Origin of the sequence: Pseudocolwellia antarctica, from assembly GCF_049933045.1 — a bacterium.
Classification (GTDB): domain Bacteria; phylum Pseudomonadota; class Gammaproteobacteria; order Enterobacterales; family Alteromonadaceae; genus Pseudocolwellia.
In genome coordinates this window covers 2,709,974-2,725,779 of the sequence record NZ_CP187926.1, presented here as the reverse complement: position 1 = coordinate 2,725,779, position 15,806 = coordinate 2,709,974, and the positions used below count along the sequence as shown (strand labels likewise).

Annotated in this window: 13 protein-coding genes; 3 read left to right on the top strand and 10 right to left on the bottom strand. The window is 34.1% G+C overall.

The features are described from left to right. Positions 1-70 precede the first annotated feature (70 nt). Together ACPUVN_RS11785 and ACPUVN_RS11780 are read right to left on the bottom strand one after the other, a co-directional pair. Positions 71-1,564, bottom strand: a complete 1,494-nt coding sequence (locus ACPUVN_RS11785) for a sensor histidine kinase (protein ID WP_426369146.1) — start codon at positions 1,562-1,564, stop codon at positions 71-73. Further along, positions 1,561-2,103: a heme NO-binding domain-containing protein gene (locus tag ACPUVN_RS11780; protein ID WP_426360138.1), complete on the bottom strand. Its 543-nt coding sequence runs from the start codon at positions 2,101-2,103 to the stop codon at positions 1,561-1,563. The genes ACPUVN_RS11785 and ACPUVN_RS11780 overlap by 4 nt, the downstream gene beginning before the upstream one ends. Before the next feature lie 405 nt (positions 2,104-2,508). Here ACPUVN_RS11780 and ACPUVN_RS11775 point away from each other — a divergent pair, with 405 nt between their 5' ends. Next, entirely contained in the window at positions 2,509-2,877 is a 369-nt protein-coding gene (locus ACPUVN_RS11775) for a DUF3703 domain-containing protein (RefSeq protein ID WP_426360139.1), read from the top strand. A 293-nt stretch (positions 2,878-3,170) separates the two neighbouring features. Here ACPUVN_RS11775 and ACPUVN_RS11770 read toward each other — a convergent pair whose 3' ends face one another. The 3 genes from ACPUVN_RS11770 to ACPUVN_RS11760 form a co-directional block, all read right to left on the bottom strand. Then, positions 3,171-4,202: a methionine synthase gene (locus tag ACPUVN_RS11770; protein WP_426369145.1), complete on the bottom strand. Its 1,032-nt coding sequence runs from the start codon at positions 4,200-4,202 to the stop codon at positions 3,171-3,173. A 91-nt stretch (positions 4,203-4,293) separates the two neighbouring features. Next, positions 4,294-5,271, bottom strand: coding sequence for a DUF1852 domain-containing protein (locus ACPUVN_RS11765; protein ID WP_426369144.1), 978 nt, complete (start codon positions 5,269-5,271; stop codon positions 4,294-4,296). Positions 5,272-5,708: 437 nt separating this feature from the next. After that, the gene (locus ACPUVN_RS11760) at positions 5,709-6,890 is read right to left on the bottom strand and encodes a CaiB/BaiF CoA transferase family protein (RefSeq protein ID WP_426369143.1); all 1,182 of its coding nucleotides are present in this window, start codon (positions 6,888-6,890) and stop codon (positions 5,709-5,711) included. A 156-nt stretch (positions 6,891-7,046) separates the two neighbouring features. On the opposite strand from ACPUVN_RS11760, the gene ACPUVN_RS11755 reads away from it, so the two are divergent. After that, complete coding sequence (locus tag ACPUVN_RS11755; RefSeq protein ID WP_426369142.1) at positions 7,047-7,976, top strand: hydroxymethylglutaryl-CoA lyase; 930 nt, start codon at positions 7,047-7,049, stop codon at positions 7,974-7,976. Positions 7,977-8,056: 80 nt separating this feature from the next. Here ACPUVN_RS11755 and ACPUVN_RS11750 read toward each other — a convergent pair whose 3' ends face one another. From ACPUVN_RS11750 to ACPUVN_RS11730, 5 genes are all read right to left on the bottom strand, one after another. Beyond that, positions 8,057-8,491, bottom strand: coding sequence for a ClbS/DfsB family four-helix bundle protein (locus ACPUVN_RS11750; protein WP_426370564.1), 435 nt, complete (start codon positions 8,489-8,491; stop codon positions 8,057-8,059). 134 nt (positions 8,492-8,625) lie between these two features. Then, complete coding sequence (locus tag ACPUVN_RS11745; RefSeq protein WP_426360145.1) at positions 8,626-9,183, bottom strand: GNAT family acetyltransferase; 558 nt, start codon at positions 9,181-9,183, stop codon at positions 8,626-8,628. A gap of 99 nt (positions 9,184-9,282) precedes the next feature. Then, a complete protein-coding gene (prsT, locus tag ACPUVN_RS11740; RefSeq protein WP_426369141.1) occupies positions 9,283-12,066 on the bottom strand; it encodes an XrtA/PEP-CTERM system TPR-repeat protein PrsT in 2,784 nt (927 codons plus the stop codon). An 81-nt stretch (positions 12,067-12,147) separates the two neighbouring features. Beyond that, entirely contained in the window at positions 12,148-13,176 is a 1,029-nt protein-coding gene (locus ACPUVN_RS11735; protein ID WP_426360147.1) for a choice-of-anchor A family protein, read from the bottom strand. A 276-nt stretch (positions 13,177-13,452) separates the two neighbouring features. Further along, positions 13,453-14,274 carry an aldo/keto reductase gene (locus tag ACPUVN_RS11730; RefSeq protein WP_426360148.1) on the bottom strand — a complete coding sequence of 274 codons (822 nt, stop codon included), beginning with the start codon at positions 14,272-14,274 and terminating at the stop codon, positions 13,453-13,455. A 764-nt stretch (positions 14,275-15,038) separates the two neighbouring features. Between ACPUVN_RS11730 and ACPUVN_RS11725 the strand changes: the two genes are divergently transcribed. Beyond that, a complete protein-coding gene (locus tag ACPUVN_RS11725) occupies positions 15,039-15,749 on the top strand; it encodes a Crp/Fnr family transcriptional regulator (RefSeq protein ID WP_426360149.1) in 711 nt (236 codons plus the stop codon). Positions 15,750-15,806 lie beyond the last annotated feature (57 nt).

Sequence of the window (15,806 nt, the reverse complement as noted above, 5' to 3'; positions counted from 1 at the left end):
ATAGAATAGGCTAACTTACAAATAAAAATTATTGTAATATTAAGGTTATTGAAGAAAAATAAAGTATAAATTAGTTAAATGTTGGAAATAATATATGAAATGTAGTACCAACATTAAGGGTAGAGTCAACGGTAACTTTAGCATCATGAGCTTCTAAAATAGCATAGGAAACAGACAAACCTAAACCCGTACCTATACCTATAGGCTTAGTGGTAAAAAAAGGAGTGAACAGTTGGTCTATTGTTTCTTTGTCCATACCACTTCCTGTATCAGTAACATGAATAATAACGCCCTCATTACAGATACTATAATCTATTGTAAGCTTACCTTTACCTTCCATTGCATGCGCTGCGTTAACAAATAAATTAACAAAAACCTGCTGCAATTGACCGGTATTCCCTAATATTGAAGGACAAGCGCTGTCGACTTTATTATCAACTTTATGATCGTACTTAAACATGTTTCCAGCAATTTTATGAGCTGAAATAATACATTTTCTTAACGACATTTCGACTAATATCTCATCACCTGAATGAGAAAATCCCTTCAAATTATCTACTATTTCTCTTACTCTATCTAAACCTTCAATATTAGATTGAAGCAGTTCATTTGAGTCTTCTTCTAAATAGTTAAGGTCGATTTTTTCACATATGTCTTCAAAAACAGACGCTTTTAATATGTTATCTGAGCTGAAATTGGATTTTATTTCCGTATTTAGATTTTTGTAATCATTAAGGTAATCTACGAGTACTTCCATGTTTGAACGAATAAAAGCAATGGGGTTATTTATTTCATGAGCAACACCTGCGGCTAATTGTCCTAGTGAAGCCATTTTTTCTGATTGAATAAGTTGTCGACGAACCTTTTCAAGATGATTTAACGACTCTTGCAGTTGTTTATTCTTTTTAAGTATTTTACTGTCAGATAAACATCGACGAATACCACTGATTAAATATTCTCGAGCAGTATTTAATACGGGTAATATTTCTTCTTTAAAGTGAGTTTCCTCACTTAAGAAACATAACCAGACCATTTTGTTATCAGACAATGCTACGTTTGTATAAAGAATTGAATTGATTAAAGAAGAGTCTTTAAGATGGTTTATCTCGACCTTAGATAAGATCCAAGATTCTAGTATGATTTCTTCAGCTAACGGTAAGCTATTTTTAATGGACTCTTTAAGTTGATTATTTTCTAGGTAACCTTCTTCTAAATACCATGTTTTATTAGACTCTCCTGGGATTTCTTTACTATTTTCATAGGTCATAAAAAAACCATAATGGGCAGAGCAAAACTTTCCAGTTAACATCACTATATTAGAAAGCATATTATTGAGGGATATTTCAGATGCTATATCACTTGATGTTTGTTCTAAATATCTTAATTCAACTTGTTTTTGTGTAGAAGAAATAAGAGCATTTTTTAGTGATTGGTTTGCTTCATATATATCTAAAGAATATTTTTCGAGTTGATTTTCAGCTAATTGACGTGCTTTTTTCTCTCTACTGACTTTACGCTCGAGAATAGAGATGCGTTTTTGTAATTCTTCAGTAGATAACGTCAAACTTTCACAACCTCCATCACACAACGATCATTACCTTCGTGCTCACACTTAGATTGAGATACTTCTATTTTTTGTCCTATATGTTCAGCTAAGCCATGTACAATGCCTTCGCAAAAAAAACATAATTTACGGGGAGAACGATAATGAAATGATAAGGTGTTAGTTGTTTCATTCAAAAATTCGAATTCAGGAAGTAGAGCATCTGGATTGAGCTTTTTAACTTCAACATGAATAATGTTTTGAACAGCATGTAAAAATTGAAAAACATCTTTAAAATCATGTGCACCAGCAGGAGCTAAATTATAAAACTCCTTAAATACCCATTTTCCAAAGTGAAACTGGACCTCTTTTGAAGAAATATTCTTTTCATCTACCACAATATCTATGAGGGTAAATAATTCTTGGTCGTCATAAGTTTCTACAGTGGTATAGATACCTTCACTTTTTAAATTCGCTTTATTAAGTAAAGTATCCCAAAATTCATCTCCCCAGAGCTCTTCGATAAATTCATTAAACTTTACAAAAACAATACCTTTCATATTTTTTACTAGCGTCTTTTATTTTAAAACTTTTATTTTAAAATAAGTATAGTACTAAAAGTGTATTAATCTAGTTTTATAAAAAACGATGATAGTTTGATTGGCTATGTTTTTTAAGTTATTGGTTTTGTTTGGTGTGTTGTGGAGTATCGAGTATTTATGATCACCTGTATAAGTCGCTTTATGACAACAGTCACTTTGCCTTATCTTTCGGGGGAAGCTATTACTTTTTAGATTTAATTATACCTATAATAATTATCACTTTATTTTCTAGTCTTACCGTATTATTCACTTATAATAAGCCCATTATAGTGAAGGTTTTATCTGGTGTTTTTGTTGCTTTGATTTGCTGCTTTTCAGCATTATTTCTGGCAATATCCAGTATATAGTTAGAGGAGTTACAGTATGTTTAATCGATTCACTAAAAATATTAAACCCTACGTAGAAGAAGAATTAGACCTAGCTCGCAAGGCAAACCTAAATGGCCATTCGGTACAGGCATTCAAGCATTTAGAAAATGCTCATGTGCTCGGTCAAGAATCTACCTATTTCCATGTTAAAGTTCATCTTCTTATGCTGCATTGGGCTATAAAAGAACATGACTTACCTGAGCTTTTAGGGCAGTTTTTTCGTGTTGTAGGAGCGGCAAGCAAAACAGCTGTCGGCTTTATTCCAAGTGGAAATACGGGCGGTTCAAACGTTAGTCCATTTAAAGTTATGCCCATCAGTACAAAGCATGAAGATTATATTGCCCGTGCTAAATCGGGTATTTAATAAGTTTCTTGTAGTACAAATAACTTATAAAGCTAAATAAATGATAAGTAAATACGATGGAAGATAGTGCACAGATAAGAAATTCAAAAATTGTTTGGTGAGTTTAGTTGCTTGAAGATATTAAACAAAAAAGCTCAATAGATTTAACATCCATTGAGCTTTTACTTTTCTAAATTTATATCAACTGAGTTTTTATTAAACCAGTAATCGAGAATATACTAGCAGTGATTAATTTATCTATCCTTTACTGATAGAAACCCTAATATAAAACTGCAACAACTCATATCTTGAAATTACTTCGCCAATAACTCTTTTCTAATAATTTCTGCACCCGCGCTTAACGCGGCTAACTTACCTTGTGCCACTTGATGTGATAAAGGTGTCATGCCACAGTTTGTACAAGGGTATAGCTTATCTGCATCAACATATTTTAATGCTTCACGTAAGGTATTAGCGACTTCTTCAGGTGTTTCAATGGTATTGGTTGCCACATCAATTGCGCCAACCATAACTTTCTTACCTCTGATAAGTTCGAGTAGGTCCATTGGAACATGAGAGTTGTGACACTCTAATGAAATAATATCAATATTAGATTGTTGTAATTTAGGGAATGCTTCTTCATATTGGCGCCATTCAGATCCTAAAGTTTTTTTCCAATCTGTATTCGCTTTTATGCCATAGCCGTAACAAATATGAACAGCAGTTTCGCACTTAAGCCCTTCGATAGCTCTTTCTAAACAGGCGATACCCCATTCATTAACTTCTTCAAAAAACACATTAAATGCAGGTTCATCAAATTGAATAATATCAACACCAGCGGCTTCTAATTCTTTGGCTTCTTGGTTTAATATTATGGCGAATTCCCACGCTAGTTTTTCACGGCTTTTGTAATGATCATCGGAAAGGGTATCTATCATGGTCATAGGACCTGGCAAAGCCCACTTTATAGGTTGCTTGGTTTGCTGGCGTAAAAACTTAGCGTCTTCAACAAACACTGACTTTTGTCGACTAACAGGACCAACGACTGTAGGTACACTAGCATCATAGCGGTCACGAATTTTAACAGTTTTACGGTTTTCAAAATCAACGCCGTTAAGGTGTTCAATAAAGGTGGTAACGAAGTGTTGGCGTGTTTGTTCGCCATCGCTAACAATATCTATACCTGCGTGTTGTTGGTCTTGTAACGACAAGCGAAGCGCGTCGTGTTTTCCTTGGATGAGTTCTTCACCTTTTAATTTCCAAGGTGACCATAGTGTTTCGGGTTCTGCAAGCCAAGAAGGTTTAGGTAAACTGCCAGCTGTTGAAGTAGGTAATAATTTTTTCATAAAAATGATGCCATATTATAGAGTTATTGTTTAACGTCGTTATTAGTCGTTATTAAAGGTTAAGTATTAAATCAGCTATAAATAAATATGATTAAACGTAATTAGCTGATCTTTGTGCTAATACCTTTTGGTATGGTTTGATGAAGTGCTCTTGTGCAAACTTCCCTTGCTCATTACCTAACTTGCTACGTTCTTCTCGGTCATAAACGATTTGAGTTAATGAATGATCTTGGTTCTTCAAATTTGGCTTATAAGATTTTCCTGCTGCTGCATTGGCATTATAAATCTCAGGTCGATAGATTTTTTGAAAAGTGCCCATTGTGCTTATGGTGCTAATTAGCTCAAGGCTTGTGTAATCATTAAGTAAATCACCCAAAAAATAAAAAGCTAAAGGGGCAACACTATTTGCAGGCATAAAATAACGAACCTGTAAGCCCATTTTCTTGAAGTATTGCTCAGTTAAAGAGGATCCATTTGGCTGATATTCAAAACCCAACACAGGATGTTGATTTTCAGTTCTCTGATAGGTTTTGTTGTCTGAAACACTCAGGCATATCACGGGTGTTTTATTGAAGTTTTGTTTGTAAACGTTTGAATTAACGAAGCTCTGAAAGAGTTTTCCATGCAGTTCGCCAAAATCATCTGGAATACTAAATGTAGACTTCCCCTGATTATGTTCTTGCAGTAATACGCTAAAATCATAATCTCGAACATAAGAAGAAAAGTTATTTCCTACAATGCCTTCAGTGCGTTTGTTCGTGTGATGGTCAACAATATTTGTTTTCAGTACTTCGATAGAAGGAAAGCTTTTACCACTGTCTTCAATATCAACATTAACGGAAATGATTTCAAGCTCAACAGAATATCGATCGCTTTTGAGATTATCCCAATGGGCTAAAGCATTAAAACTATTATTAATCATCTTTAAAGCGTTACGTAAGTTTGCTTGGCGATAACTTCCTCTAGCCAAATTAGCAAAGTTGGTTGTGATACGTGTATTGTCTGATGGTTGATAATTCTCATCGAGACAAATGCTTTTAATAGAAAAGGTAAAGTCTTTGTTCTTCATGATCTGATATCCAATTTATTGAGATAAAATCTAATTTTATTTATGGCTCTTTCTCGGAGTTACAGTGTTATTTTCTAATATTTCTTATTAATCGTTTTTACATGATTTTTTGATTTTCATTTACCAATCAAACTAAGAGTTAACTGTAATATTGCCAAGAGTTAAGCTTACTGTGTGTTTTATACGTGCTTTGTATTATGAATAAAATTGATTTAATTTCATTGAATCATGAGATATTTTCATGCATTAGGTTTTATGCATGTTTGAGGAGGCTGCGAACGTTAGCTTAAGATCCTTAAATTACATATTTTGGCGTAACTTCTTATCCTTAATTCAGGTTCTTTAATTTTTCTATATTTTACTAAAACAAAAAAGCTCAATAGATATAACATCTATTGAGCTTTGTTTTTTTTAGCCTGATAAACTTAATTTTTTAGCTAGCTAACTCTTAAAATATTAGCCGCGATAAGCTTATCTATTTCTTCTTGAGAATAACCCATACCTGCAAGAATAGTTTTTGCGTCGCCGCCTTCGCGTGGTGGATCGCAACGTAAACCAAACTTCTCTCGGTTCATCTCAATTGGTAGGGCAGGGAGTTTAACTTGCATACCATCTTCTAGGGTTATATTTAATAAACCGCCATTATTAAGGTGCGGATCGTTTATTAGATCGTTTGGTTTATTAACAGGGGCATAAGGTAAGCCGATTGTATCGAGTGTTTGTGTTAACTGCTCGGTAGACATTTGCGCGAACATTGCTGTAAGGCAAGGGATAACTTTGTCTCTGTTATCAAAACGGCCTGTGTTGGTGTCTAATGTTGTATCGCTGGCAAAGTCCGATAATTCAAATGTTTCACAAAACTTACGCCATTGTGTATCACTTACTACGGCAACAAATACACGTTCGTTACTTGATGTGGTGAATGAGTCGTAAACTCCCCAAGCTGATTGGCGAACTGACATTGGAGGTGGTTCTACACCGGTAATAGCACCTTGCGCAATATGTTGTCCTACCATAAAGGCAGTGGTTTCAAATAAAGCGCTTTGTACTAATTTGCCTTTACCTGTTGTATGACGTTCTTCCATTGCCGCTAAAATACCGATAACGCCAAACATAGCACCTGTAATGTCTATAACTGATGAGCCAGCGCGCATAGGTTTGTCAGGTAGTCCTGTCATGTAAGCTAGGCCACCCATCATTTGAGCCACTTCGTCTAAGGCTGTCCTGTGTTCGTAAGGACCACTTAAAAAGCCTTTTAGAGAGCAGTAAATCACGCTTGGGTTTGTAGCTGCTATAGTTTCATAATCTAGACCTGTTGATTTTAAACCGCCAGGTCTAAAGTTTTCGATGACTACGTCTGCTTCATTTACTAGGTCTTTGGCAATTTTAGCGCCTTCTTCAGACTTAATATCTAAACAAATGCTTTGTTTGTTACGGTTATACATAGAGAAATAACCTGTACCAGAGCCTTTTAATCTTCGGGTGTTATCACCTTTAAGGGGTTCGATCTTTATTACTTCTGCGCCTAAGTCAGCCAAAATTAGTCCTGTAGCTGGTCCCATAACCATGTGGCTAAATTCAACTACTTTTATACCTTTTAAAGGTTGGTTGCTGCTCATTTATATTCCCCTTGGGTTATATTTTTTATTTATTGCTGACTAAATTTAACTGGTTATTAATGAGTTAATGTCATAATATTATATCATTCTAGTATAAAGTTTACGTATTAACAAAAAAACTTTCAATATTTTATTTATTTTATCTTGGGAGAAGGTATGAAAAAGACTGATATATTAATAAGTGAAGTAGGCCCAAGAGACGGCTTACAAAGCTTAAGCGCGATTATGCCGACTGAAGCTAAGAAGCTATGGATAAACGCTTTAGCAAAATCAGGCATTCAAGAAATTGAAGTGGGATCTTTTGTTCCAGCGAAAGTATTACCTCAATTAGCAGATACCGCCGAAATTGTTGCTCATGCTCGAAGTATTCCTGGTGTTCAAGTGGCGGTATTAGTGCCTAATTATAGAGGTGCTGAAAATGCGATTGCCGCTGGCGCGCATAAAATAAGTATTCCCTTGTCGGTAAGCGAAACTCACAGCTTACGCAATGTAAAACGTTCACACGAACAAATGATAAGTGAAATTACCCGTATTGCTGAGTTAGTGAAAACAATTCCTAAAGCTGACCGTCCGCATTTTGAAGTAGGACTTTCTACTGCTTTTGGCTGTAGTTTGGAAGGCGCGGTTTCAGAAGATTTAGTGGTACGTTTAGCTGAAGCATCAATAGCTGCAGGTTGTGATGAAGTTGGCTTGTCTGATACTACAGGTAGCGGAAACCCAGCTCAGTTAAAACGTTTACTAAGAAAAGTATGGGAAGCGGTTGGCAGAGATAAACTCACAGGTGTGCATTTACATAATACACGCGGTCAAGGTTTAGCTAACGTACTTGCTGCTATTGATATGGGTGTTGAAACGATAGATTCGTCTATGGGCGGTATTGGTGGTTGTCCTGCTGCACCTGGTGCGAGTGGTAATATAGTGACTGAAGATTTAGTTTTTTTACTTGAATCTATGGGCTTGAGCACAGGTATTAATTTTGAAGCTTTGTGTGATGCACGCCGTGTTTTTTCTGAACTTATGCCTGATGTAGAGTTATACGGTTTTACCCCATTAGCAGGTTTGCCTAAAGGTTTTGAGATTAAGTAGTCTTCAAATAGAATAAACCAGATTAAACGAAAAACCAGAGTCTTTAAGGCTCTGGTTTTTTTAATTTTTGATTCATCTAATCAGAATAAAATTAATTGATTTGGTTTTGCTTTTTGAATTTTGCTTCGTATATTAACCATAGGAGAGGCGGTATTAAACTGTATCATTTTACCTAAAGTATATTTTTTGTACCATGGCTTACCGTATATCTGGTGATCGCTTAATGATGCTATAAGCTTAAGTACTTCTTTGCTCACAACAGTGAACTCTTCAAGTAAATCGTCATAACTCCATTGAGCATATTGAAACTGAAAGTGTTGAGCGAGTTTACCTAATTCATTCCATTTGTAGCCTGTTTCTGGAAAATCAACAATTTGGCTTTGATTACTAAGTTTAACCCACTTCAATACTAATTTCTGCCAACCAATAAGGTAGGCTAGGGTATCGCAAACACTAATCTTAGTGCCTTTAACATTACCCACAACACCAAGTTGACGAGATACATTATTTGGTATTGTTGAGTAGTCAGCTAAAATTTTATTAAAAGCTATAGAGATAGATGCTTCAGCTCTGTCTTGTTTGTTGGGATAGAGCTTTTAGATGCTGGTTTTTTAGGTGAAGAAGTCACTTAAAGCTCCAAGAAAATAACTTATGGTTTTGTATTACAAGCTAGTTTGTAATAGTGGTTATTATTCCATTCAAAATGCTTTATCACTTGTAGATCAGTTTTACGTGTATGGGCTTCAAAAGATCTTGGATTCACCTTGTTAATAAACGTAACCATTATCGGGTAGCGTTTATTCATTTCACTTAGAGAAAAGTTAAATATTTGTTCGAAAATACCTGAACCACGAACAGATTTATCTACACAAACTGGGCCGTATTGATAAGAGTTTTCGGCCGTTATGTTTTGGTCTAAATAGGTAGAGTCGTCTAAGTTTTTTATCATGAATTCAAATAATGGCCATTGTGACCAAAACTGCCAAGAGGCAGCCATCGCATAAGCGACAATCTTGTTACCTACGCAGGCAATAAAAAGACCATTTTCATCTTCAATTAGACGGGTTAAATGAGACTCTGTAAACGCAGTTGTGATAAAGCCATCAGCCTTATCTTCTTCGTTTATAGAATCTATTTGGTATTTGTAATGCAGTTTTAAAATCTCTTCTACATTATCTAAGGTGGCGTTTTTTAGTTCTACTTTCATTATTCTTCCTTATTTAATGAGAGGGGACACTTTTAAAACGGTCTGACTTTCGCCAGACGTTTTATTAATTGATGTTTGTTTTATTTTTAGTACTCAGTTTTACCATGTAGCTAATAATGTTCTTGCTAGCTCTTTATCACGGAAAGGTTGTTTGCTATTTACTGTGTTTTCTAAATAAATTTTGGCTTCTGCGCGTTTACCTAATTTATCAAGTGTGAGTGCTAAATGGTATTTGATTTCAGCATCTTCGTAATCCAAGGTATTAGCTTGTCTTAATAGATCGAGGGCTTGCTTATATTGTTCATTATGAAAAGCTAACCAAGCTTTTGTATCAATAATATGAACATTAGTTTTAGCTATTTCGTAAGCTGTTTCAGCGTAACCATTAGCTTTATCTAATTCTCCAATAGCTAACGATGTTAACGCGGCATTATTAAGTAATATTGCGTTTGTTGGGTATTGAGTAACGAGTTGTTGATAATACTTTGCCGCTTTAGCTTTTTCACCTTTGTCTCGGTAATTTTCGCCTAATAAAACCACTGCCATTTGATCATCAGGATTATTCACTAACCATTCATCAAGGAGTGTTGATATATTATCGAAGTTTTGCTGGCGGCGATAAATACGATATAGGCCAATTAATGCCTGTTTATTGGCTTGTTGTTTGTGTGATGATTTAAAACTTTTAGTTGCTGAGTCTAGATCATTTAGCACCCAGTACATATCACCTCGCAAACGATTAATTAATGAATTATCGTCACTGATATTGGCTAGTTTATCTATATAAGATTCTGATAACGCTTGGTCTTTATTTTCATTATAAATAGTGATCAATAGAACATAAGCTGGCACATAAGAATTCTGCCAAGAAATTGCTCGTTGTAAGTTAATAACTGCTGCATTTCTGTCGCCGTAGCTTAATTGTAGCTGTGCTAATAAATATAAACGTTCACCTTTTTGATCTGCATATGTAACGGCTTGAGACATTTCATACAAGGCTTCTTTTTGCTGACCCGTTTTAATATAAAGCTGTGCCGCTAAATGGTGGATATCGCTATTTTCGTTATATTTTTCAAGATAAGCTTGTACTAATGCAATGGCTTTTTTTGAATTGTTGTTAGCAAGGTGTATTTGAGTTAATCGCGTTAGCGCTAATACACTGCTTGGGTTATGTATTAAGGCTTTTTCATATAACTGCATAGCTTGTTCATTCATTTTTTGCACTTGATACATTTCTGCTAATTCAATGAATAATGCACTGTTATCGCCAAGCTCTAACTGCTCTTTAATTAAATCAATTGCTTGTTCTTGTTCGTTATTATTGAAATAAATTCGCGCTAATAAAGTGACTGCGGTGAAGTTATTTTGGTTTAATGATATTGCTTGTTGGTAGCTTTTTTTCGCATTAACAAGATCACCTGTAACGCCATAAAAAGTGCCTAGGATTTCATGAGCAGAGCTATTTTCTGGTGCGAGTTCAATTAGCTTTTTAGCTTGAATTAGACCTGCTTTATATTGTCGTAATTCTTTATATGACTTGGTCAAAATAAACAATAATTCAATTTCTTGCTGAGGTGATGGTTGTATTTCTAACCATTGTTTACGAATTAACTCACTGGCTTGATAAAACTTTTGTTGCAGTATTAATAACTTTGCTAAGTCTAAGGTGCTGTCAGTATTATTAGGGGAAAATCTTAGTGCTTCAGTAAAGTAATGTTCAGCTCTTACGTTGTTACCTAATAATATATATGAGCGAGCAAGTAGGCTCAAAATTTCAATATCGTTTGGGTTATCTAAATGTACTTTTCTTAGTAGTTTTTGTGCCGTTCCGTAACTGCCTAATGCTAATTTAGTACGTGCTAGCAATTTTATAGCAGTAATGTCTTTAGGCTGTTTTTTATTATATTTACTTAAAGAATCATCCGCTTTTTCCATCAAGTTTTGTCTAAAGTTAACAACACCATCAATGAATAAGTAAATAGGTTGTTGTTCAATAAGTTCTTCAGGTAAACCATTAATAATGTTTTTTAGATGTTCATTAGCTACTGTATAGCTTTTTTCGTCACCTAACGATAAAGATGAAAGACTCTTAATATAGTTGGTTACGGGCTCATTTGGGATAACTTCTATTATCTTATTTATATCATCAAGCGCTTCTTGGTATTTACCTTGGTCAGTTAGTAATACTGAGCGTATTAATAAACCATTATAGTTATTCTCTTCAAGTGCTAACAAACGCTGAATAAGGTTAAAGGCTTGGGTTACATCATTATTTTTCTTGTAAATAATTGCAGCTGTTATTAATACTTGTTTACCTTCTGGCGCTAATGATAAAGCTTTATTTATCCAACTTTTCGCAGCATTAATATTATTCCTCTCAAGTTCAAGTGTAGCGTAGCCAAGCATGGCATTACTATTAACAGGAGATATTTTAAGTGCTTGTTCGAAAGCTTCTGAAGATTCGGCATATTCTTTTTTACCCAATAAAGCTAAACCATTAAAGGTTAACATTTCACTCTTGTAGCGCGAGTTGGCATTGTAAGGCGTTATTAATTCTAAAACCTCATCGTATCGTCTTTGCATTAAATAGGTTTTAGCAAATAAAGGTAATAAACGAGTTTCGTCAGCACCTTGATGTTTAGCGTCAATTAAAAGAATTTCAGCTTGTTCACTTTCACCTTTTGCTAATAAGTTCTCTGCAAATAATACGATTGAAGGTAAGTGTTCGGGCTGTGCTTTCAATGCATTCTTTAAATGGATCATTGAAGCATCGTAATCTGAAGCATTATAACTATTTAATGCATCTTCATAAGTTGAGTTATTATTGGCAACAGCAGTAAACGATAAGAAAAATAATACGGAGTGTAATAAGCCTAATTTCATTAAAGACAACCTTGGGAAATAAAGTCAAATAAAAACGGAGCAACAAGTGCTCCGTAATAAGTATTAGTTAACTATTAACAACTAAGCAAGTTGTATTTTTTTACGCAGAATAAAGAACAATGCACCAGCTAGTAAAATTAATGTAGAAGGCTCAGGCACAGTAACAGGGTCAGGGCCACTAACTGTTGAAGCTGTTAGGTCAGCATTTGGTAAATGTATTTGACCGCTATGTTGTTGGCTAAGGCCATATACCGCAACAGAACCATCAATATCACTATTTGATGTAAGCACTGCTAATGGAGCTAAAATGTTACCGTAGAAGTTTGAACTAAGTGTAATAGTTGTTGCTTCATAGAAGTTCCAAACAACTTTAGAACGACCTTCTTCTGAACTTAAAAATGAATTAGCTGAAATTTTGTTGTTATTAAAATCAATTGTAGTACCTGGAACGTTAATAATGATGGCACTTAAATCGTCTATGCTGTCATCAGACAAGTTATAAATAACTTCTAAATCTTTATTTTGATTATCAACTAAATAAGAGTTTTTACCCGATGCGGTTACAGTACCTAATTCAAAAACAGCAAAACCATTTGCATCTATATTTTGACTGTCGATAGTAATTGAATTATTACCACCTTGATTTTGTCCTTTTACTAGCACTTCACCAGTAGTCGTTAAGTTTTTATAATCGTTAGATACAGCGTTAATTTCTGCTTCAATACTCGCTGCCTTAGCTGACAAGTTTGTATTTTGAGTTACAGATGCTGCACTTTCAATAGTATTACCGTTAACACTTGGTCTACCATTTTGGTCTGTGGTAACAGTGCCAGATACTTCGGCAGTATTATTACTACCAAGAATTTTAAGGTTTCTGTCTAAATCACCTGCAAGCTCAAGCGCAACAGTATTGTTTAATCTACTGCCGATCTCAGCATTACCTGCATTAAGATCTCCGCCAATAAAAGCATTACCATGTACATGTAAGCTACTAGAGTTTACATCGCCAATAGCTATTAGGTTATAGTCGTTTAATACAAAGGAGCTAGCATTTACGAAAGACGCAAATGTTAAACATAAAGAAGAAAAAATTACTGCAAGCTTAGTCATTAGTCATCACTTAATTTTTTAAAGTTTAAAGAATATACAATATATAAGAGGGATTATAGCAAAAAATGGGCCAATAGAACAACGGTATTACTTATCAATAAGTTATAATATGAAAGGTTTCATAAAACTGTCACATGTCAGTATTGTTGACACTATTTTGCCTTTTAGATTACTTTTCTGGTTTATAAAGAGGTTAAGTATGAAACTATTAGTAAGATAAATTTTGACAATTCACCTTACTAAAGGCTCTATATTAATCTTAGTACAATATAGAATTTACTCAAATTCTAATGGGTGCGGACCTAAACGTTTATTTTGATTAAGCTTATCAATAATATTTAAATCATCAATTGTCAGCTCAAAATCAAAGACATTGAAGTTTTCGATAATTCTTGAAGGTGTTACTGATTTAGGAATAGCAATAATGTTATTTTGTATATGCCAGCGTAATACAATTTGTGCAGGGCTCTTGCCGTATTGATTCGCTATTTTGATCATGTTTTTATGATCGAATATACCGTCACCACCTTGTGCAAGAGGACTCCAAGCTTGCACTTTTATGCCTTGCTTTGTACACCACTGTGTTATTTCTTTTTGTGAAAGCAGGGGATGTAATTCAATTTGGTTGATAGCTGGCTTTACACCTGTTTCTTTAATGATGCGTTCCATATGCTCAGGTAAAAAATTACTTACGCCAATACTTCTTATTAAGCCATCTTCCTGCGCTCTAATAAGTTCTTTCCAAGCAGAAACATATAAGTTTTGTGTTGGTGCTGGCCAATGAATCAAATAAGAATCTACATAATCAAGCTCAAGTAATTCAAGGCTTTTGTTTAAAGCCCCTCTAACATTATTATGTTCAGGGTTCCAAAGCTTGGTAGTAATAAACATATCTTTTCTGTTTAATGCGCTGCTTTTAATCGCTGCACCTACACCTTTTTCATTTTCATAAACGGTTGCCGTATCGATTGAACGGTAACCCGCTTCGAAAGCTGTAGTAACCGCTCTTTCAGTTTCATCGTTTGTTGCTTGCCATACGCCTAAACCAATTTGTGGGATTTTTTTACCATCAAGCATGGTGATATATTTTTGTGTCATTAGTTAATTACTCATTCATATTTAGTTAACGTTTAAGCTAAAGTTATTTTTAATAAGTCTTCTGTATTACCTAAAAATAGTAGGTGTATGGTTTTACTCGTCGACTTATTATTTTATCTCTTTAACCAAATAAAGGTGTTAGATTGAATATCATCAGTAAAATACCCTTTATCATTACGAGGGCACGATCTATTTGGACCTTGAAAGTCACTTTGTAATTTCATTAACGAGTAAATAACGTTACTGCATCTTAGTTTTTTAAAAAAATGCTTGGTTCAAAAATAATTTATTTTACGATGAGTAGCTTTCTTAGTTCTTAATATATTGCAAATATACTCTGTGTATTATTATTAATGAAAGCTATTTTTTTGTTAATGCGATAAGTCAAAAATATTCGTTTATCATTGTTTTAAATCTCTGATACTTTACTTCTTTTTATATAAGTACTTAGACTATTTTATATACATAGGCTAGATGACTTACGTTTATCTATATATCGACCTGCTAATCATTATATTTTTGATTGAGGCTTGCCGTTTATTTATCACTTTGAGCTTTAATATTTACTTTAAAATATGTACTAACTTTCTTGATATTAATGCATATATATCTTTGTATATTATATGCACATCTAAATGGGTATTTGACAAAGTACATTGCTAATTGTATATAATGTTCTATCAATATACCATTTAAATTATAATATCACTTCTCAGATATTTAATCTAAACTCTAAAATAATAATACTTATAGGAGAGGGTTTAATGCCCCGTACATTAATTACTCACCCAACCGACTTATCTGGTAAGGGGACTCATACCCGTGAGTATGTTCTGTTTAAAGAATTGAAAGCTGATGAATTAGATCGATTATCATCTTTATCAAAAATTAAAATATTGAGTGAAAAACAGTATTTACTGTCTCAGTATTCTCCTGCACTTCAAGTGTTTAATATTGCCAGCGGCATTGCTTTAATTGAGCGAATTGCAAGTAATGGTGATAGACAAGTATTAGCCTTTATTTTTCCAGGTGATTTTGTTGGTTTAACTCAATCTGAACACTTTGAATATGGTGTGAAGTGTATAACTGAAATGCAAGCTTATGCATTTAAGCGTACTGAGTTTACGGCGTTAACAGAAGAAATATCGCAGCTTAAGAAAAATGTTTCAGATATTGGTGCAAACGTATTAGCACGTGCTTTAGATCAGGTTTTTATTTTAGGGCAAAAGAAAGCAGAAGAAAGGTTATGCTTTTTATTTTTGCAATTACTTGAACGCTTACCAGGCGCAACACCTGACTATATTCACCTACCAATGACACGACAAGATATTGGTGATTATCTAGGACTAACTGTTGAAACTGTAAGCAGAGCGTTAGCCAAATTAAAGAAAGAAGGATTAATTAGTATTCCTTCACCACATATTTTAAAAATTGAAGATTTAGATGGTGTAACTGATTTAGGTGAAGTTGAATAATAAGCGTATTAATTTTTGTTATTATCGCATCATAAAAAAGCCTTAACTTTAAAAGTT